13 protein-coding genes and 1 other RNA gene are annotated in these 18,740 nt (G+C 68.8%); 5 read left to right on the top strand and 9 right to left on the bottom strand.

The features are described from left to right. Positions 1 to 35: 35 nt before the first annotated feature. Both ACO07Z_RS09860 and ACO07Z_RS09855 read left to right on the top strand, forming a co-directional pair. Complete coding sequence (locus tag ACO07Z_RS09860; protein WP_421698564.1) at positions 36 to 3,443, top strand: acyl-[ACP]--phospholipid O-acyltransferase; 3,408 nt, start codon at positions 36 to 38, stop codon at positions 3,441 to 3,443. Further along, positions 3,440 to 4,075, top strand: a complete 636-nt coding sequence (locus tag ACO07Z_RS09855) for a TetR/AcrR family transcriptional regulator (RefSeq protein ID WP_421698563.1) — start codon at positions 3,440 to 3,442, stop codon at positions 4,073 to 4,075. The genes ACO07Z_RS09860 and ACO07Z_RS09855 overlap by 4 nt, the downstream gene beginning before the upstream one ends. 125 nt (positions 4,076 to 4,200) lie before the next feature. Here ACO07Z_RS09855 and ACO07Z_RS09850 read toward each other — a convergent pair whose 3' ends face one another. The 3 genes from ACO07Z_RS09850 to ffs form a co-directional block, all read right to left on the bottom strand. Then, positions 4,201 to 4,521 (bottom strand): YbaB/EbfC family nucleoid-associated protein, encoded by a 321-nt coding sequence (locus tag ACO07Z_RS09850; protein ID WP_421698562.1) that lies wholly within the window; start codon positions 4,519 to 4,521, stop codon positions 4,201 to 4,203. A gap of 14 nt (positions 4,522 to 4,535) precedes the next feature. Beyond that, positions 4,536 to 6,500 carry a DNA polymerase III subunit gamma/tau gene (locus ACO07Z_RS09845; protein WP_421698561.1) on the bottom strand — a complete coding sequence of 655 codons (1,965 nt, stop codon included), beginning with the start codon at positions 6,498 to 6,500 and terminating at the stop codon, positions 4,536 to 4,538. A gap of 147 nt (positions 6,501 to 6,647) precedes the next feature. Further along, an RNA gene (gene ffs / locus ACO07Z_RS09840) (signal recognition particle sRNA small type) lies at positions 6,648 to 6,745 on the bottom strand. A gap of 236 nt (positions 6,746 to 6,981) precedes the next feature. Here ffs and ACO07Z_RS09835 point away from each other — a divergent pair. Both ACO07Z_RS09835 and ACO07Z_RS09830 read left to right on the top strand, forming a co-directional pair. Then, positions 6,982 to 7,959, top strand: coding sequence for an SAM-dependent methyltransferase (locus ACO07Z_RS09835; protein ID WP_421698560.1), 978 nt, complete (start codon positions 6,982 to 6,984; stop codon positions 7,957 to 7,959). Between the two features lie 95 nt (positions 7,960 to 8,054). Continuing rightward, positions 8,055 to 9,428, top strand: coding sequence for an APC family permease (locus tag ACO07Z_RS09830; protein WP_421698559.1), 1,374 nt, complete (start codon positions 8,055 to 8,057; stop codon positions 9,426 to 9,428). Between the two features lie 9 nt (positions 9,429 to 9,437). Here the strand turns inward: ACO07Z_RS09830 and ampC are convergent, their stop codons facing one another. From ampC to ACO07Z_RS09815, 3 genes are read right to left on the bottom strand one after another with little or no spacing between them, the layout of a single operon-like run. Next, positions 9,438 to 10,616, bottom strand: coding sequence for a class C beta-lactamase (ampC, locus tag ACO07Z_RS09825; RefSeq protein ID WP_421698558.1), 1,179 nt, complete (start codon positions 10,614 to 10,616; stop codon positions 9,438 to 9,440). 30 nt (positions 10,617 to 10,646) lie between these two features. After that, the gene (gene pip, locus ACO07Z_RS09820) at positions 10,647 to 11,600 is read right to left on the bottom strand and encodes a prolyl aminopeptidase (RefSeq protein WP_421698557.1); all 954 of its coding nucleotides are present in this window, start codon (positions 11,598 to 11,600) and stop codon (positions 10,647 to 10,649) included. A 51-nt stretch (positions 11,601 to 11,651) separates the two neighbouring features. Beyond that, positions 11,652 to 12,713, bottom strand: a complete 1,062-nt coding sequence (locus tag ACO07Z_RS09815) for a linear amide C-N hydrolase (RefSeq protein WP_421698556.1) — start codon at positions 12,711 to 12,713, stop codon at positions 11,652 to 11,654. Between the two features lie 317 nt (positions 12,714 to 13,030). On the opposite strand from ACO07Z_RS09815, the gene ACO07Z_RS09810 reads away from it, so the two are divergent. Beyond that, a complete protein-coding gene (locus tag ACO07Z_RS09810; RefSeq protein ID WP_421698555.1) occupies positions 13,031 to 15,292 on the top strand; it encodes a transglycosylase domain-containing protein in 2,262 nt (753 codons plus the stop codon). 46 nt (positions 15,293 to 15,338) lie between these two features. Here the strand turns inward: ACO07Z_RS09810 and ACO07Z_RS09805 are convergent, their stop codons facing one another. From ACO07Z_RS09805 to ACO07Z_RS09795, 3 genes are all read right to left on the bottom strand, one after another. Further along, positions 15,339 to 16,673: a YncE family protein gene (locus ACO07Z_RS09805; protein WP_421698554.1), complete on the bottom strand. Its 1,335-nt coding sequence runs from the start codon at positions 16,671 to 16,673 to the stop codon at positions 15,339 to 15,341. A 335-nt stretch (positions 16,674 to 17,008) separates the two neighbouring features. Continuing rightward, entirely contained in the window at positions 17,009 to 17,776 is a 768-nt protein-coding gene (locus tag ACO07Z_RS09800) for a M48 family metallopeptidase (protein ID WP_421698553.1), read from the bottom strand. A gap of 162 nt (positions 17,777 to 17,938) precedes the next feature. Next, positions 17,939 to 18,442 carry a GcrA family cell cycle regulator gene (locus ACO07Z_RS09795; RefSeq protein ID WP_421698552.1) on the bottom strand — a complete coding sequence of 168 codons (504 nt, stop codon included), beginning with the start codon at positions 18,440 to 18,442 and terminating at the stop codon, positions 17,939 to 17,941. Between the last annotated feature and the right edge of the window lie 298 nt (positions 18,443 to 18,740).

The following is an 18,740-nucleotide window of genomic DNA, read 5'->3' as shown; positions in this document are numbered from 1 at the left end:
TGATCGTTCACTGACATTGCGGTGAGGAATCAGGCATGTTCACGCGGCTGATGACGGCACGGCGCTTCGCGCCGCTGTTCTGGTGCCAGTTTTTCGCGGCGTTCAACGACAATTTCGTGAAGAACGCCATGGCGCTGCTGATCCTCTACGGCATCGCCCATGTGAATGGCGGCGCGCTGGTGACGCTGGCGGGCGGCGTGTTCATCCTGCCCTTCTTCCTGTTCTCCTCGCTGGGCGGTCAGCTCGCCGACCGCTATGACAAGTCGCTGATCGCCCGGCGGGTGAAGTTCGCCGAAATCTGGATCGTGCTCATCGCCAGCGCCGGCTTCGTCATCCAGTCGATCCCGCTGCTGTTCATCGGCCTGTTCCTGATGGGCACGCTGAGCGCGCTGTTCGGGCCGGTGAAATACGGCATCCTGCCCGATCACCTCGCCAAGGACGAACTCGTTTCCGGCAATGCCCTGATCGAGATGGCGACCTTCGCCGCCATTCTCGGCGGCACGGTGGGTGGGGCGCTGGCCTTCACCCATACCGGCGAATGGGCGGTGGCCGGCTTCACCTTCGTGCTCGCCGTCATCGCCTGGCTCTCCGCCCGGGCGATCCCCCACACGCTGCCCGGCGCGCCGGACCTCGTGATCGACCGCAACATCTGGCGCAGCACCATGACGCTGCTGGCCGACATCCGCGCCGAAAAGCCGATCTGGCGCGGGGCGCTGATCGTCTCCTGGTTCTGGCTGGTCGGCGGCGTGGTGCTCTCGCTGCTGCCCACGCTGGTCAAGGACAATATCGGCGGGCTGGAAAGCGTCGTCACCCTGTTCCTCGTGCTGTTCACCATCGGCGTCGCCATCGGCTCCACGCTGGCGGCGAAACTGTCGGAAGGGCGCATCCTGCTGGCGCTGGTGCCGGCGGCGGGGCTGCTGATGGGCGTGTTCGCGCTCGATCTGGCGCTGCTCATGGGCACGCTCGCCCCGGCGGCGCAGCCTATCGGCTGGTACGCCTTCCTCACCTCCGGCGCCGGCGTGCATGCCGCCATCGGGCTGATCGGCCTTGCCGCCGCCGGCGGAGCCTTCGTGGTGCCGACCTTCGCCTTCGTGCAGGCGGCGGCGGGCGAGGACCGGCGCGCCCGGGTGATCGCCGGCAACAATGTGCTCAACGCCGCCTTCATGGTCGCCGGCGCGGTCATCGTCGCCGCGCTGCAATTCGCCGGTCTGGGCGCCCCGGCGCTGCTCGGCCTGATCGGCGCGGCGAGCCTGATCGTCGCCATTCTCGCCGGCCGCGCCTTCCAGGGCCAGGTGCTGCGCGACCTCATCAAGCTGGTGTTCCGGGTGCTGTTCCGCGTCGAGGTGACGGGGGCGGAGCATCTGAAAGCCGCCGGCCCCGGCTCGGTGATCGCCATCAACCATGTGAGCTTCCTCGACGCGCCGCTGATCATGGCGCTGCTCGACAATGACCCGGTCTTTGCCGTCGACCGCGCCATCGCCGAAGCGTGGTGGGTGAAGCCCTTCCTCAAGCTGGTGCGCGCCTTCCCGCTCGATCCCACCAAGCCGATGGCGACCCGCGACCTGATCCGCCAGGTGCAGCAGGGCGAGCAATTGGTGATCTTCCCCGAGGGGCGCATCACCGTCACCGGCTCGATCATGAAGATCTATGACGGCTCGGCGCTGATCGCCGACAAGGCGGACGCGCCCGTGGTGCCGGTGCGTATCGAGGGGCTGGAGCAGACCTATTTCTCCCGCCTCGACGGCCACCAGACCCGCAAGCGGTTTTTCCCCAAGGTGCGCGTCACCATCCTGCCGCCGCGCAAGCTGAAGGTCGACAAGGAGCTGTTCGGCCGCAAGCGCCGCCGTGCGGCGGGCGCGGCGCTCTATGACGTGATGAGCGATCTCGTCTTCGAGACCAGCCACACCAATGTCACCGTCTATCAGGCGGTGGAGGACGCGGCGGTGCGGCTCGGCATGAAGCGCATCGTGCTGGAAGACCCGCTCGGCACCATCCTCTCCTACCGCAAGCTGCTGCTGGGCGCGAAGATCCTCGGCGACAAGCTGGCGAAGGAGACCGCGCCCGGCGAGAAGGTCGGCGTGCTGCTGCCCAACGCCGCCGGCATCGCCGTGGTGCTGATGGGCCTCTCCCGCCATGGCCGCGTGCCGGTCATGCTCAACTACACCGCCGGCGCCACCAATCTCGTCATCGCCTGCAAGGCGGCGGAGGTGAAGCTGGTGGTCGCCTCGCGCGCCTTCATCGAGAAGGCGCGGCTGGAGGCGGAAGTCGCGGAACTGGAAAAGCATGTGCGGGTGCTGATGAGCGAGGACATCCGCGCCTCCGTCACCACGCCGGACAAGATAAGGGCGATGCTGCCGCTGCCGGCGCCGAAGCCCGCCCATCCTGACGACCCGGCCTTCGTGCTGTTCACCTCGGGCTCGGAAGGTACGCCCAAGGGCGTCGTGCTCTCCCACCGCAACATTCTCACCAATGTGGCGCAGGTGGCGGCGCGCATCGACTTCTCGCCCGCCGACATCATGTTCAACGTGCTGCCCGTGTTCCATTCCTTCGGGCTCACCGGCGGGCTGGTGCTGCCGATGGTGTCGGGGCTGAAGACCTATCTCTACCCCTCGCCGCTGCACTACCGGATCATCCCGGAACTGGTCTACGCCACCAACGCCACCGCCATTGTCGGCACCGACACCTTCCTCATGGGCTATGCCCGCACCGCCAACCCCTATGATTTCCGCTCGCTGCGCTTCGTGGTGGCGGGGGCCGAGCCGGTGAAGGCGGAAACGCGGCGGGTGTGGATGGAGAAGTTCGGCCACCGCATTCTGGAAGGCTATGGCGTCACCGAATGCGCGCCGGTGCTGGCGGTGAACACGCCGATGTTCAACCGCGTCGGCACGGTGGGCCGCATGCTGCCGGGCATCCACCACCGGCTGGAAACCATGGCCGGCATCGAGGAAGGCGGGCGGCTGCAGGTGCGCGGGCCGAATGTGATGCTCGGCTATCTCCGCGCGGAGAAGCCCGGCGTGATAGAGCCGCCGGAGCATGGCTGGTACGACACGGGCGACATCGTCAGCTTCGACGAGGAGGGCTTCGTCGCCATTCGCGGCCGGGTGAAGCGCTTCGCCAAGATTGCCGGCGAGATGATCTCGCTCGCCGCCATCGACGCCATGGTGGCGACGCTGCGGCCCGATGCCGAGCATGTCGCCGTGGCGGTGCCGGATGCGCGGCGGGGCGAGCGCATCATTCTGATGACCACGGCGCCGGACCTCACCCGCGCCGCGCTTCAGGCCTATGGCCGCGAACGGGCGGTGACCGAGCTGATGATCCCGGCGGATATCCTGCGCATGGACGCGTTGCCGCTGCTGGGTTCGGGCAAGGTGGACTTCACCAAGGCACGCGGCATCGCGCTGGAAATGCTCGCCGCCCGCGCGCCGGCCGGAGACGGGGCATGAGGCCGTCGCCCGCCCGCCGCGGGCGCGAGGGCGGGGCGGCGCGGGCGCGCGGGCCCGATCCGCGGGCGCGGGGGGCGGATACGCGCGCGCGCATCGAGGCGGTGGCGCTGGAGCTGTTCGCGCAGAAGGGCGTCGCCGGTACCTCGGTGCGCGACATCGCGCTCGGCGTGGGCGTGAGCGAGGGGGCGCTGTACCGCCATTTCCCCTCCAAGGAGCAATTGGCGCGCGAGCTTTTTCTCACCCGCTATGCCGGGCTGGCGGCGCAGATCTGCCAGCTCGACGCCGCCGAGCCGGAACTGCAACCCAAGCTGCGGGCGGTGGTGCGGCTGGCCTGCGAGCTATTCGACGCCGAGCCGGCGCTGTTCGCCTATCTGCTCATCCACCAGCACGAGCATCTCGGCGACGTGCCGGAGGCGCCGGAGGAGAATGTGGTGGAAGCGGTGGCGCAGATGCTGCGCGGCGCCGGTGTGCCGCCGGCGCGGGTCACGCTGGCGAGCGCGCTGGCGCTGGGCTGCGTGGTGCAGCCGGCGGTGTTCGCGCTCTATGGCCGGATCGAAGGCCCGCTGGCGGCGCAGGCCGACGCGATCACGGCGGCCGTGCTGGGCGTGGTGGAACGGGCGAAGGCGGGATAGGCGGCGCGAGGCCTTGCCGTTCTTCACCTCTCCCCGTGGGGGAGAGGGAGCTGGCGCCGTCCTGCGTCAAAACAGGCCCGGCGGTTCTTCCTCACCCCGTGAGGGAGAGCGGGCGCGATCCCGTCTCAGAACAGCTTCATGCCGGGCGGGATCGGCAGGCCGGCGGTGATCGCCTGGGTCTTTTCCTGCACGATGCGCTCGCCCTTGGCGCGGGCATCGGCATGAGCGGCGACGATCAGGTCTTCGAGGATTTCCGCCTCGTCCGGGTTGAGCAGGCTCGGGTCGATATGGATCGACTTGAGCGCGCCCTTGGCCGATACCCGCACCGTGACCATGCCGCCGCCGGCGGCGCCGTCGACCTCGATGGCTTCAAGCTCCGCCTGGAGCTGCTCCATCTTCGACTGCATCTCCTTCACCTTCGACATGATGCCGAGAAGGTCTTTCATCGGAAACTCCTGTGTCAGAATTCGATCTCGTCATCCGCGCCCGGCCCGTCGTCGCGGGCGGCCATCAGATCGGCGTCGGTCATGTCGGCATCGCCGGTGAAGCCGGCGGGTTCCTCCGGTGCGAGGGAGCGCACATCGACGATGGTGGCGCCGGGAAAACGCGCCAGCGCCGCCGCCACCAAGGGGTCGGCGCGCACGCCGGTCATCATCGCGTCGCGCTGGGCGGCGGCCTTCTCGGCCAGCGTCGGCTCGCCCTCTTCGCGCGAAAGGGCGACCAGCCAGCGCCGCCCGGTCCATTCCGACAGCTTGGACTGCAGTTCCTGAATGAGGTTCGGCGCGCCGCCGGGGGCGAGCGCCACTTCCATCTGCCCGTCCTCGAAAGCGACGAGGCGCACGCTGTTTTCCAGCGCGAATTTCAGCTTCAGGTCGCGCCGGGCGGCGGCGAGGGCGACAAGATCCTCGAAGCTCGCCACGGCGAGGCCGGGCGTGGGCGCGGGTGCCGGTGCGGCCGGGCGCGGCGTGGCGCGCGAGGCGACGGAAAGGTGGCTAGCTGCAGTGGGCGCGGCAGACGGGGCGTGCGAGGGCGCGGGGAAGCTGCGCGGCGCGGTCGCCGCCATCGCCGAACCGCCACCCCCGGACCCACCGCCCATCGGCGCGCCACCGCCGCCGGGCCGGCCAGCCGGCGTCTCGGGCGCGCCATCGCGCAGGCGGCGCAGCGCCTCGTCCGGGGTCGGCAGGTCGGCGGCATAGGCGAGGCGCACCAGCACCATTTCCGCCGCCTGCATGGGCTTGGCCGCCTGCTGCACCTCGCCCAGGCCCTTGGTGAGCATCTGCCAGGCGCGGGAGAGCACCCGCATGGACAGGCCACGGGCGAATTCCCGCCCGCGCAGGCGCTCGGCTTCCACCAGCGCCGCGTCGTCCGCCGTCTCGGGCAGGATCTTCATGCGGGTGACGAGATGGGTGAATTCGGCGAGATCGGCGATCACCACCGCCGGGTCGGCGCCAGAATCATATTGCTCGCGCAGTTCGGTCAGCGCCTTCGCGATGTCGCCCTGCATCAGCGCCTCGAACAGGTCGATGACCCGCCCGCGATCGGCGAGGCCGAGCAGCGCGCGCACCTGTTCGCCATGCACCATGCCCCCCGTCGCCTGGCCGCCGGAATGGGCGATGGCCTGATCGAGCAGCGAGAGCGCGTCGCGCACCGAGCCTTCCGCCGCGCGGGCGATGAGGCTCAGCGCCTCGGCGTCGATGCCGACGCCTTCCGCCGTGCAGATGCCCTGGAGATGGCGCGCCAGCGTGCCGGCCTCGACCCGGCGCAGATCGAAGCGCTGGGTGCGCGAGAGCACCGTGACCGGCACCTTGCGGATTTCCGTGGTGGCGAAGATGAACTTCACATGCTCGGGCGGCTCTTCCAGCGTCTTCAGCAGCCCGTTGAAGGCCGCCGTGGAGAGCATGTGCACTTCGTCGATGATGAACACCTTGTAGCGCGCCAGCACCGGCTTGTAGCGCGCCGCCTCGATGATCTCGCGGATGTCGCCGATGCCGGTATTGGACGCGGCGTCCATTTCCTGCACGTCGACATGCCGGCTTTCGATGATGTCGCGGCAGTGGCGGCCAAGCACGGGCATGTCGAGGGTCGGCGCGCCGCCGCCCACAGGGCCGTCGGCCGGCTCGTAATTGAGCGCGCGGGCAAGGATGCGGGCGGTGGTGGTCTTGCCGACACCGCGCACGCCGGTGAGGATATAGGCCTGCGCGATGCGCCCGGAGGCGAAGGCGTTGCCCAGCGTGCGCACCATCGCCTCCTGGCCGATCAGATCGGCGAAGGTCTGCGGGCGGTATTTGCGGGCGAGCACGCGATAGGGCGCGGGGGCCGCCGCCGCGGCCACGGCCGGCACGCTCGGCAGCGGGCCGAGATCGAAGCCCGGCCCGTCATCGCCGGGGTGCGTCAGGTCGGACATGTCGGGGGTGTCGGCGCTCATGGCCCCTTCATAGCATCGCGGGCGGTGCCGGGCACAACGGCGCAGTGACGCGCGGGGGAAATTTCCGGGGATGAGAGCGAAGGGCAGCGCCCGTGCTGCCTTCGGCGCAGGGTCCGCGCGGGGCCATCGGCGCACAGCGTGGGAAAGGGTGGGAGGCTGGACAGAGACCCGATCCGGGCTCGTTGGGGCTGCTTCCTTCCGGACCTGACCCGGTTGGCGAGTGGCTCGTCCACCGCCAACCTCCCGCCGCCTATATCGTCCAGATGCGCGGGGGATGCAAGGGGGCCTGGCCTTGGGCGCCGTGGCGGACCCGGAGCGGCGCGCCTAGGGCGTTGTTGCGCTGCGGAAACCCCTCGCTCAAACCGTTGTGACCGTTGCGGCGTCAAGGTTAATTGAGTGGTCGCGATGAAGAGCCAATGTTACCAAGCGGAAGGTCTTAATAGGAGTCGATTGAGCAAGTATCAACCGAAGGAGAGGTAAGTTGCTACGGGCATTCGACGAAAATTCATCTGATTGTCATCAGCCGTCACGCGTCGCCGATTCATCGCTCATCGGTGCGGCGCAGCGTCCGAAGCACTCGGCGCAGCGTCCGAAGCACTCGGCGCGGCGGAGATACGGCACTAGCGCCGGCCTCGCCGCGCTTCTCACCGCCGGCGCGCTCACGCTGGCCGGCCCGGCCACGGCGCAGACGGCGCCGCCGGTAAACGCCCCGCCCGAAGTCACGACCTCGGCCGAGGAAGGCTATGCGCCGCAATCCGGCCAGCCCGGCAAGGATGTGGTGTGGGTGCCCACGCCCGACACGCTGGTCGAGCGCATGCTCGACATGGCCGAAGTGACGCCGCAGGACCACCTCATCGATCTCGGCTCCGGCGACGGGCGCACGGTGATCGCCGCCGCCCAGCGCGGGCTGAGGGCGCATGGCATCGAATATAATCCCGAGCTGGTCGAACTCGCCAAGCGCCGCGCCGAGGCGGCCGGGGTCGCCGACCGCGCCAGCTTCGAGCAGGCCGACATCTTCGAGACCGACTTCACCAAGGCGCAGGTGCTGACCCTGTTCCTGCTGCCGGAACTGAACGAACGGCTGCGGCCGCAGATTCTCGAACTCGAACCCGGCACCCGCGTCGTCTCCAACAGCTTCGCCATGGGCGACTGGGAGGCCGACCGCATCGACCGGCTCAGCGACAATTGCACCCAGTGGTGCACGGCGCTGATGTGGATCGTGCCGGCCAAGGTGGAAGGCGAGTGGCAGCTCGGCGAACAGCCGCTGCGGCTCACCCAGAGCTATCAGAAGGTCACCGGCGAACTCGGCGGCAAGCCGATCGAGCAGGGTCGCGTCGTCGGCAAGGAGCTGCGCTTTACCGTCGACGGCGTCGACTATGTCGGCGCGGTGGTCGGCAACAGCCTGTCCGGCACCGCCTCGGACGGGCCGGTGAAGAACTGGACCGCCGTTCGCAGCTAGCGCCTCCGCGCCCCGCCCGTGCCGCCCCGGCCCGCACCCCGGCCGGGGTGCCGCGCCCCTGCGCGCGCCAGCCCCTTCCCGACATGGAGAGCCCCGTGAAGCCCCTCGCGATCGCGCGCGATTCCGCTGTGGCCGTCGATCCTGCCCGGATGCAGGGGACGCCGAAGCCGGCCCTTTCCGCGCTCGACGGCATCGCCATGCTGGTCGGCATCGTGGTGGGCATCGGCATTTTCCGCACCCCGCAGATTGTCGCGCTCAACGTGTCGAGCGAATGGGCCTTTGTCGGCTTCTGGGTGATCGGCGGCCTCGTCACCCTCATCGGCGCCTTCGTCTATGCCGAACTCGGCTCCGCCTATCCGCATGCGGGGGGCGAATATCATTATCTGCGCCGCGCGCTGGGGCGGCATGTGGCGCTGCTGTTTGCCTGGGCCCGGCTGACCGTGATCCAGACCGGCGCCATCGCCGCAGTGGCCTTCGTGTTCGGCGATTACGCGCAGGGCATATTGCCGCTCGGCCCGTGGGGACCGGCACTCTATGCCGCCGGGGCGATCCTGCTGTTCACCGCCATCAACCTGACCAGCTCGCGCCAGAGCCGGCGGCTGCAGCTCGGCTTCACCATCCTCACTATCCTCGCCGTGCTGGCCATCGCCGGCTTCGGCCTCGCGCTCGGCAGCGCCCCGACGCTGCCTCCGGTGACGGAAGCGGGTTCGGCGAGCGGGGCCTTCGGCCTCGCCATGGTGCTGATCCTGCTCACCTATGGCGGCTGGAACGAGGTGGCCTATCTCTCCGGCGAGATGAAGGATGTGCGGCGCAACATGCCGCGCGTGCTGGTGGTGAGCGTCGCGGTCATCACCGGGCTCTATTTCCTCGTCAACCTCGCCTATCTCAACGTGCTCGGCCTGGAGGGGCTACGCGCCAGCGACGTGGTTGCGGCCGATACGCTGCAGCGTCTGTTCGGTCCCGGTGCCTCGCTGGCGGTGGCGCTGCTGGTGTGTTTCGCGGCGCTGAGCACGATGAACGCCACCATCTTCACCGGCGCCCGGCTGTATTACTCGCTGGGGCGCGAACTCCCGGTACTGGGCCGCATCGGCCTGTGGGAGGAGCGCAGCAATATGCCGGTCAACGCCATTCTGGCGCAGAGCGCCATCGCGCTGGCGCTGGTGATCTTCGGCGCCGGCACCCGCGTCGGCTTCCAGGCCATGGTGGAATACACCGCGCCGGTGTTCTGGTTCTTCCTGCTGCTGGTCGGTGTGTCGTTCTTCCTGCTGCGCCGGGGCGAGGGCGGGCGGGAGGGGGCCTTCCGCGCCCCGCTCTACCCGCTGACCCCGGCGCTGTTCTGCCTCACCTGCGCCTATCTGCTCTATGCCAGCATCGCCTATACCGGCTATGGCGCCCTTGTCGGGGTGGCCGTGCTGCTGGCGGGCGTGCCCTTCATCCGCTGGGGCAGCGCGCCGGCACGGGCGGCGTGAGCGGGTGCGTCAGTCGGCGCGGCCGAGCAGGCCCTCCACCAGCGCATAGACCGCCTTCACCCGCTCCTCATTGGGGTAATAGCGGTTGGCCAGCACGACGATCCCGAGCTTTTCCGCCGGCAGCATCACCACATAGCTGCCGAAGCCGCTGGTGGAGCCGGTCTTGTTGATGAAGCTCGCCGGGGCCGGCGGGGAGGGCGGGTCGAGCTTCTTGATCGGCTGCGGCTTCAGCGCCATGTCCGGCCCATTCCCGGCCAGCAGCCGGTCGCGCGCCACCGGCCAGGGATAGCGCTCCCACACCATCTCCTGCACATAGTTTGAGGTCTCGTAATAGCCGGTATGGGTGCGGGCCAGCGCCCGCGCCAGCTCCGGCGCCACCTTGCCGACGCCCATATTGGCGTCGAGGAAGGTGAGCATGTCGAGCGCGGTGGACTTCACCCCATAGGCTTCCGGCGCCAGCACGCCCGGCGTCACCCGGGTCGGCTTGTCCGCGGCGGTGTAGCCCATGGCGTAGCGCGCCATCGCCGCTTCCGGCACGTCGATATAGGTGCTGGTGAGGCCGAGCGCCGGAAACAGGTCGTTCTCCGCCGCGCGGGGAAAGCTGGTGCCGAGCGCGGTAGCGGTGACGAGGCCGAGCACGCCGATGCTGATGTTGGAATAGGCGCGGCGCGTCGCCGGGGGCGCGGCCGGCTTCCAGGCGGCGAGCCACTCCACCAGTTCCTTCTCGTTGCGCACGCTGTCGGGCACCTGCAGCGGCATGCCGCCCGTCGCATGGGTGGCGAGATCGAGCGGGGTGAGGGCGCCGAAAGCGGTGCCTGTGAGCCGCTGCGCCACCTTGTCGAGCGGCGCGTTGAGGTCGAGCCGCCCGCGCTCCGCCGCCAGCGCCGCCAGCGTCACGTTGAAGGTCTTGCTGACCGAGCCGAGCTCGAACAGCGTGTCGCCGTCCACCGGCTTGCCGTCGGTGCGCGCGGTCTGGCCGATGGCGAGGATTTCGTGCTGGCCGTTGCGGGTGATCCCGACCACGAGGCCGGGAATGCCGTGGGTCTTGGCGAGCGCGCTGAAGACGGGCGCCGCCACCTTGCCGAAATCGGCCGGGGCGGCGGCGGTCTGGGCGCGGGCCGGCGAAACGGCGGCGCCGAGCGGCAGCAGGGCCGAGGCGAGCAAGGCGCGGCGGGACAGCTGGATCATGGAAGGCTCCTTGGCACGGACACCCCCGCCCTAACGGGCGAATGTGTCCGTGGCGCGGATGAGCCGGTCGAGAATGCCGGGCTCGGAATAGGCGTGCCCGGCGCCCTCGATCAGATGCAGCTCGGCATCGGTCCAGATCTTCGCCAGTTCCCAGGCATAGCGCGCCGGGCAGGGCATGTCGTAGCGCCCATGGACGATGACGCCGGGAATGCCCCGGAGCTTATGCGCGTCGTCGAGCAGCTGGCGCTCGCGCAGCCAGGCCTTGTGGAAGAAATAATGGTTCTCGATGCGGGCGAAGGCGAGGGCGAAATGCCCGTCGCTGAAGTCGGCGGAATAGCCGGGATGCGGCAGCAGGGTGATGGTCTCGCCTTCCCAGGTCGACCACGCCTTCGCAGCTTCCAGCTTCAACGCTTCGTCCGGGCCGGTGAGCAAAGCGCGATAGGCGGTGACCGGGTCGGCGCGCTGTTCCGGCGTCTTCAGCACGCTGAGGAATCGCTCCCATTTGTCGGGGAACATCTCGGAGACGCCGAAGCGGTAATACCAGTCGAGTTCGGCCTGGGTGAGGGTGTAGACGCCGCGCAGGATCAGCTCGCTGACGCGCTCGGGATGGGTCTCCGCATAGGCGAGCGCCAGCGTCGAGCCCCAGGACCCGCCGAAGACCTGCCATGTGTCGAAGCCGAAGGTCTCGCGCAGAAGCTCGATATCCGCCACCAGATCCCAGGTGGTGTTGTGCTCCAGCTCGGCATAGGGGGTGGAGCGCCCGCAGCCGCGCTGGTCGAACAGGACCACCTCATAGCGGGTCGGGTCGAACAGCGAGCGGTGCGCGGGATAGATGCCGCCGCCCGGCCCGCCATGCAGGAACACGGCGGGCTTGCCGCCCTTCGTCCCCACGCGCTCCCAATAGATGGAATGGCCATTGCCGACATCGAGCATGCCGGTCTCGAACGGTTCGATCGGCGGGTAGAGGCTGCGCAGTTCGCTCATGGGGGCCGTGCTTGTTGGGTTAGGGGCGCCGGCGCGGCGCCGACTCACCCGCTAGTTTACCCCCATGAAATGAAATGGCGCGGATTCCTTGAACTGCGGCGTGGCATCGCCGTCATAGGTGATGTCCTGGCTCGGGCCGAGTTCGAGCTTCTTCACCTTGCCGGTCTCGGGAGAGAAATCGATCTGCTTCAGGTCGACCCAGAACGTGTTCGGTGTCAGCGCGGACTCAAAGAAATACAGCCGGCGCTTGTGGTCCACCGCCGAGCGCCAGCGTGTGGAAGAGACATAGGGCGCATCCACGGAGGTGAGCCCATAGGGCACGGAGACGTTGCGGATGATGCTGATGGCGGCTGCTACCGCCTTGTCGGGCTCCGGCTGCTGCGCCACCGCGCCGACATAATAGGAGGCACGCACAAAGCGGTCGGCGGCCCGGTTGGTGCCCGGCAGCATGGCGCCGCCGATCTCCTTCCAGTAACTCGCCAGCGCCAGCTGCTGGTCGAAACTCGGCGAATTGGTCATCACCTGATACTGCCGGCCGTGATGGATCACCTGCTTGCCGTCGAGATATTCGACGATGGCGCTGTCGCCGGTGGGATCGGACAGCGAGAGATGCAGTGTCGCCAGTGTCTCGCCATCCGGCAGATTGGCGGTGCGGACCACGAAGGGCTGCTTCTCCAGCGCCGCCACCGCCTCCGCGACGGTGGCGAAATTGTCCAGCATGTACTGCGCCCACAGCGCGATGGAGAGCCCGGGCGTCTTGCCGTCATAGGCGGGATAGCCGGCCTCGGTGAGCCACAGCACATTCGCCGCCAGCCCCGCCTCGTTCACCCCGTCGGCGGTGGAAATGTCGAAGCCGGAGGCGATGACACTGCCATAGCGGGAGGTCCAGGAGGCGGAGTTGGCCCCGGCCTCGCCGCTGCGGGTGGCGCCGCGCGGAAAGATCCAGAGATTGGTGAGGATATCGGTCTTCCAGTCCATCGACCGGGCGGTGACGATGTTGGAATTCGGGCCGAGATAGACCAGCCGCGTGCAGGCCAGCGCCGGGCCGGCGGCCGTGAGCCCGGCGAGCGACAGCGCGAACAGGCGGGCGAGGCGGGAAGCGGGCGCGATCATGCGAGGCTCCTGTGGCGGGCAGGCTGGCAGCATTAGTAATACGAAAATAGAATTTTGTTGCAGCATAATAAAGAGAGGCGCTCTCCCCCCTTTTGATTTGACGCAAGCACTCGGAGCAAATGAATCGTTCGTACACACCCCCGCCCAGGCGGTGGCAACGAGCGCCGAAATGACGCCGACGCTGCAAACCACGCGGGCGAACATCTGAAGTCGAGGCGGCTCGACATGCCTCAGTCTCTCCCCTTAACCCCCGCTTAAAAGCCCTGATTTAGGGTTCCTTTACCGGCTCACACAGGCGCCCTGCGGGGCGGAGGTTCATGTTCGGACGACGCGGCGACAGGGAGAGGCGCGAGCCGGTGCTGGGCACGCCCGGCTTCGATGGCGATCTGCGCCTCAGCGCCGACGACCGGCCGACGATTCCGCCCGCGCCGCTGGAACGCGCCCCCGCCCGCAACCGCAAGGCGCCGCCAAAGGCGCTGCCGCCGCCGTGCGTCAACCGCCACCGCCATGACGAATGGGACGAGGCCGAGGAAGCTGATTGGGAGGACGAGCCGCGCGTGGCGAGGAAAAGCCGGAACCGCCGACAGGATGAGGAGCGCTCGCGCGAGCGCGGCCGTGGCGGCGGGCGCCGCCGCCCGCCCAAGCGCGGCCTGTTCGGCCGGCTGGTCTATTGGGGCCTCGTGCTCGGCCTGTGGGGGACGATCGGCCTTGCCGGGCTGATCTTCTATGAGGCGAGCCAGCTGCCGCCGATCCAGAACCTCGCCATTCCCGACCGCCCGCCCACCGTCATCATCCAGGGCGCGGACGGGCAGGCGATCGCCACGCGCGGCGAGATGGGCGGCACCAATGTGCCGTTGCGCGCGCTGCCGCCCTATCTGCCGCAGGCTTTCGTGGCCATTGAGGACCGGCGCTTCTACGCCCATTTCGGCCTCGACCCGATGGGCCTCGCCCGCGCGGTGGTGGTCAACCTGACCAAGGGAAGGCTGCGCGAGGGCGGCTCGACCCTGACCCAGCAATTGGCCAAGAACCTGTTCCTCACCCAGGAGCGCACTTTGTCGCGCAAGGTGCAGGAACTGATCCTCTCCATCTGGCTGGAGACCAAATACTCCAAGAACGAGATTCTCGAACTCTATATGAACCGCGTGTATTTCGGCGCCGGCGCCTATGGGGTGGAAGCCGCCGCGCAGCGCTATTTCGGCAAGTCGGCGCGGCAGGTCACGCTGTCGGAAGCGGCGATGCTGGCGGGGCTGGTGAAGTCGCCCTCCGCCCTCGCCCCCACGCGCAACCTGGAGGGCGCGCAGGCCCGCGCCGAGATCGTGCTGGCGGCGATGCAGGAGGCCGGCTTCATCACCCCGGAAATGCGTCAGACGGCGCTGGCCCGCCCCGCCACCGTCGCGAAGGCGCAGGGGCCGGATTCCTATGGCTATGTCGCCGACTGGGTGCTGGAGCAGGTGAAGACGCTGGTCGGCCCGGTGACGCAGGACCTCGTGGTGCAGACCACCATCGACCCCGCCGTGCAGACCGCCGCCGACAAGGCGCTGAAGGACGCGCTGGCGAAATCCGGCAAGAAGCTCGGCGTCGAGCAGGGCGCGCTCGTGGTGATGGACACGGGCGGCGGCGTGCGGGCGCTCGTTGGCGGGCGCTCCTATGAGGAGAGCCAGTACAACCGCGCGGTGACGGCGCGCCGCCAGCCCGGCTCGTCCTTCAAGCCCTTCGTCTATCTCACCGCCATGGAGCGCGGGCTCACCCCCGAAAGCGTCCGCGCCGACGCGCCGATCCAGCTCAAGGGCTGGAAGCCGGAGAACTTCTCCCGCGAGTATCGCGGCGCGGTGGATTTGAAGACCGCGCTGGCGCTGTCGCTCAACACCGTGTCGGTGCGGCTCGCGCTGGAAGTGGGGCCGGACGAGGTGGTGAAGACCGCGCACCGGCTCGGCATCAACTCCAAGCTGGAGCCCAACGCCTCGATCGCGCTCGGCACGTCGGAAGTCTCGGTGCTGGAAATGGCGAGCGCCTATGTGCCCTTCGCCAATGGCGGCGTCGGCGTGACCCCGCACATCATCGAGCGGGTGCGCGACAAGGCGGGAACCATCCTCTACGCCTATGCCGAGGCCGGGCGCGGCCTGGTGATGGCGCCGCCGCATGTGGCGATGATGAACCGGATGATGCAGGAGGTGCTCGTCACCGGCACGGCGCGGCGCGCCGACCTGCCGGGCTGGCCCGCCGCCGGCAAGACCGGCACCAGCCAGGATTACCGCGATGCCTGGTTCGTCGGCTATACCGGCCGCTTCATCACCAGCGTCTGGCTCGGTAATGACGATTCCTCGCCGACCAAGAAGGCCGGCGGCTCCGGCCTGCCGGTGGATATCTGGAGCCAGGTGATGAAGGTGGCGCACAAGGACCAGCCGGTTGTCGCTCTGCCCGGCACCGAGGCGCCCGCCATCGCCGGCGGCGCGGGCCAGCTTCCCCCGGGCGACGTGCCGGAGGAGCCTGTCGTGACCGGCGGCCCGCAGCGTGCCCCTGCCGCCCCCCGCCCCGGCCTCGACAATTGGCTGCTCGACAAGCTGTTCGGCAGCGGCTGACGGAGGACGCGGCCTGCCGGCCGCGCCCGCATTCTTCCTGCGCGGCTCAGGGCGCCTGGAAATAGCCGATCATGTAGCTTTCCGAGCCGACCTGCGTGACGCGGCCCGCCACCTTGTTGGTTGTGAGGTCGATGATCCAGACCATGCTGGAATTGTGCCCGCCCTTGGGTGGTGCGCCGGTGATGGCGGCGTAGCGCCCGTCCGGCGTGAAGGCGACGCCGCGCGGGCGCGATGGGTCGTTCGAGCCGGTGGAGAGCGGGAGGCGGGCGAGCGTCGCCTTCTCCCCGGCCAGCGCTTTCTTCACGTCGAAGATATCGATGTTGTTGGTGCGGAAATTGGTCGACACGATCTTCGTGCCGTCGGGCGTGAACGCGGCGACGAAGGGGCGCGAGGGCTCGTTGGCGTCGTCGGTGCCGACCAGCACGCGCGCGACCTCGGCCTTTGCCGGGTCCGTGGCGGCCTTCTCGACATCGATCAGCGAGATGGTGTTGCCTTCCTTGCCGTCCTGGGCGTTCTCGCGCGAAGCCTGGGCCACCAGCTTGCCGTCCGGCGAGGTGGCGATGCCGAAGCCACCGGCCTGCACCGGGATGCGGCCGATCTCCGCGCCTTGTTCCCCCGCCAGCGCCTTGGCGATGTCGATCACCGAGACATCGTTGGTGCCGCCATTGGCGGTGAAGATCAGGCCCTTGGGGCCGCCGAGGGGCGAGACTGTCACCCCGTTGGAATCCGGGTAGCAGCCGAAACGCGGGTCCGGGGCGCTCTTCGGCAGCTCCGGCGGCGGGCAGGCATGGCCTGGTTTGCCGAGCGCCTGCTCGACTCTGTGCACGACCTTGCCCTGCTTGAGATCGACGATATTGATGTGGTAGCCGCCATCCTCAATGCCCTTGCCCTCGGCATGGGCGAGCGCGGCATGCGCGCCGTCTGGCAGCAGCGCGAAGCCCGTCGCGCCGAAGCCCTCACTGTCGATCCAGCCTTCGACGGCGGAGGTGGTCTCCGCCACGCTGGGATCGAACACCTTTGTGAGGTCCAGCACCGTGACCGAGCCGGGATGGCCGTGCTGGAACGCCGTGGCGAGCTTGGCCAGGGTTCGGCCGGAATGATTGGAGATATAGGCTTTGCGGTAATCCGGCGCGATCGCGACGATGATCGGCTGGCCGCTGGCGATTTCCTTGGTGCCGTCGACCTCGATGTCGGGCGTCGAGCGCACGCGGCTGACCACGGCATTGGCCGTGCCATCGTTTGCCGGGTCGATCGCCTTCTGCAGATCGATTACCAGCATCACATTGTCCCACCGTCCGGTGGCGAGGAAATAGTCCTTCGCAGACACAGGCGTCATCAGCGCCGTCGCTGCAAGCAGCGCGGCGGTCATCATTTTCATCATGGCGTTTCCTCCGTTACCCCGGTTCTTTGCGGGGTCTGCACACCGGCGTGCGCCGGCACCTTCGCCGCCGCGCTTGTCGCCGCGCGGTCGGTGATCCCTAGGCTTTCCGCTGGGCCTGACCTGCGCGGCCATCGCCCGGGCCATGGCCAAGCGACGGCGCCCGTCTGACCTTGCGTCAATGTGCATTCATAATTCAGTTTCGGCAAGAGCTCTCGTTTGCCCACGAGCGATCACGCTGTGCTGCGCTCGGGCCCGCGCAGCCACGCTCGCCCAGGAGGGCGCGCGGAAGATCCTGCCGGTTAGGGCGGTGACCGGTGGGGGACAGCGGCGCGGCGTCAGTCGCTGGCGCCGTAGCGGTGGAGGCTCGCGCCGTGCTTCTTCAGCCAGGCTTCCGCGGCGTGCCGCTCGGGGAAGAGCCGGTCGACCGTCGCCCAGAAGTGCGGGCCGTGGTTCATCTCCCGCCGATGCGCCACCTCATGCGCCGCGAGATAGTCCAGCACCGAGGGCGGGGCGAGGATCAGACGCCAGGAAAAGGACAGCGCGCCGGTGCTGGAGCAGGAGCCCCAGCGGCTCGCCGTGTCGCGCAGGGTGACGCGGGTGATGGAAACGCCGAGCGCGCCGGCATGGCGCCGCGCCGCCTCCAGCAGATCGCGCCGCGCCTCGCGCTTGAGAAAATCACCGATACGCCGCGCCACATGCGCGCTGTCGCCGGCGACGAACAGCACGGCCTCGTCGTCTTCCGTGCCGGTCCACACCGTGCCGCGCATCTCCGGTCGATGGATGATGCGGTGCGGGGTGCCGCGCAGCGGCACGGTGGCGCCGGCGGTGAAGGCGACGACCTCGGGCAGGCGGGAGAGGCGCAATTCCACCCAGCCGGCATGGCGGCGGGCGAAATCCAGCGCTTCATTGAGCGTGCCACGGGCGGGAAGAGTGAGCACCACGTCGCGCGTCGCCGCCCGCACGCGCAGCGTGTAGCGTCGGGCGCGCGGATTGCGGCGGAGCTGGACGACGACCTCCTCCGCCGTCAGCCGCAGCCGGAAATGGCTGGGCTCCGGCGCGGCCGGGGTCTTGCGTCGGGCGGAGGCGAGGGCGCGGAAGAGCATGGAACGACCGGGCCGGGAAAAGGCGCCCCAATTATGGCACCCGCCGGCGCGACAGCGCCAGACGGGGAACGTGCCGGCCGGCTTCGCCGTGTGCGGCGGCGCTATCTAGAACTTAGAGGCTGATTTACCGATCAGGTTGTTTCAACCTGATCGGATCAGGCTCTAGCGGGCGACGCGGCGGCGGTTGCGGTCCTGCACCGGCTGATAGGCGATGCGCGCGTGATAGGCGCAATAGGGGAGGCCGGTCTTGGAGCGGCTGCCGCAATAGTGGAAATCGCCCTTGCCGGGGTCGCCCACCGGCCAGCGGCAGGTGAATTCGGTAAGATCGAGAATGGTGCAGCGCTCGCCCATCGGGATCACCTTGGCGGCGACCTCGGGGACGACCTCGGGCTCCGGCTCGGCGACCGGCGCCATCACCGGGGCGAGGGCGGTGTTGCCCTGCACCATCGGCCGCACGACCTGGGCGGCCGGGGCGGGGCGCGGCTTGCGCGGGCGGGGTGCCGGGGCGGTGGGCGCCTTGGCGCGGCCGGAAAGGCCGAGGCGGTGCACCTTGCCGATGACCGCGTTGCGGGTGACGCCGCCGAGTTCGGCCGCGATCTGGCTCGCCGAGAGGCCTTCCGACCAGAGTTTCTTGAGCAGCTCGACGCGTTCGTCGGTCCAGTTCATCGCTTGGCCTCCTTCGTGCTGACCGGGAAGCGGAATCCCTCAACGCTCCGGCAGGTCGAACCTGCCGAACCCAACGCCCGCAAACGCAACAGGGAATTGCCGCCGCACGAGATGTCGTATCTCACTGGGGGGAGGCTACAATATGCGCGGACTCGGAGCGAGTAGGTTCAGAGCCGAAACGATCGTTTTCCCCAGCTAGAGTCCGCACTGCAACACTCGCGGGCGAAGCGGAGTCGGATCAAGCACTTGGCCGCGCCGGCCAAGCGGGCGCCGGGCGGATGGCTCTCATTTCGGTGCA

This window comes from Ancylobacter sp. (genome assembly GCF_965229075.1).
In the GTDB taxonomy this organism is placed as follows: Bacteria; Pseudomonadota; Alphaproteobacteria; order Rhizobiales; family Xanthobacteraceae; genus Ancylobacter.
Note: the sequence above shows the minus strand (reverse complement) of the source record. Positions and strands in the feature narration are given on the sequence as shown.

Coding starts and splice junctions, on each gene's coding strand:
- ACO07Z_RS09860 (WP_421698564.1), top strand. CDS start 36: ATGTTCACGCGGCTGATGACGGCACGGCGCTTCGCGCCGCTGTTCTGG.
- ACO07Z_RS09855 (WP_421698563.1), top strand. CDS start 3,440: ATGAGGCCGTCGCCCGCCCGCCGCGGGCGCGAGGGCGGGGCGGCGCGG.
- ACO07Z_RS09850 (WP_421698562.1), bottom strand. CDS start 4,521: ATGAAAGACCTTCTCGGCATCATGTCGAAGGTGAAGGAGATGCAGTCG.
- ACO07Z_RS09845 (WP_421698561.1), bottom strand. CDS start 6,500: ATGAGCGCCGACACCCCCGACATGTCCGACCTGACGCACCCCGGCGAT.
- ampC (WP_421698558.1), bottom strand. CDS start 10,616: ATGATCCAGCTGTCCCGCCGCGCCTTGCTCGCCTCGGCCCTGCTGCCG.
- pip (WP_421698557.1), bottom strand. CDS start 11,600: ATGAGCGAACTGCGCAGCCTCTACCCGCCGATCGAACCGTTCGAGACC.
- ACO07Z_RS09815 (WP_421698556.1), bottom strand. CDS start 12,713: ATGATCGCGCCCGCTTCCCGCCTCGCCCGCCTGTTCGCGCTGTCGCTC.
- ACO07Z_RS09810 (WP_421698555.1), top strand. CDS start 13,031: ATGTTCGGACGACGCGGCGACAGGGAGAGGCGCGAGCCGGTGCTGGGC.
- ACO07Z_RS09805 (WP_421698554.1), bottom strand. CDS start 16,673: ATGATGAAAATGATGACCGCCGCGCTGCTTGCAGCGACGGCGCTGATG.
- ACO07Z_RS09800 (WP_421698553.1), bottom strand. CDS start 17,776: ATGCTCTTCCGCGCCCTCGCCTCCGCCCGACGCAAGACCCCGGCCGCG.
- ACO07Z_RS09795 (WP_421698552.1), bottom strand. CDS start 18,442: ATGAACTGGACCGACGAACGCGTCGAGCTGCTCAAGAAACTCTGGTCG.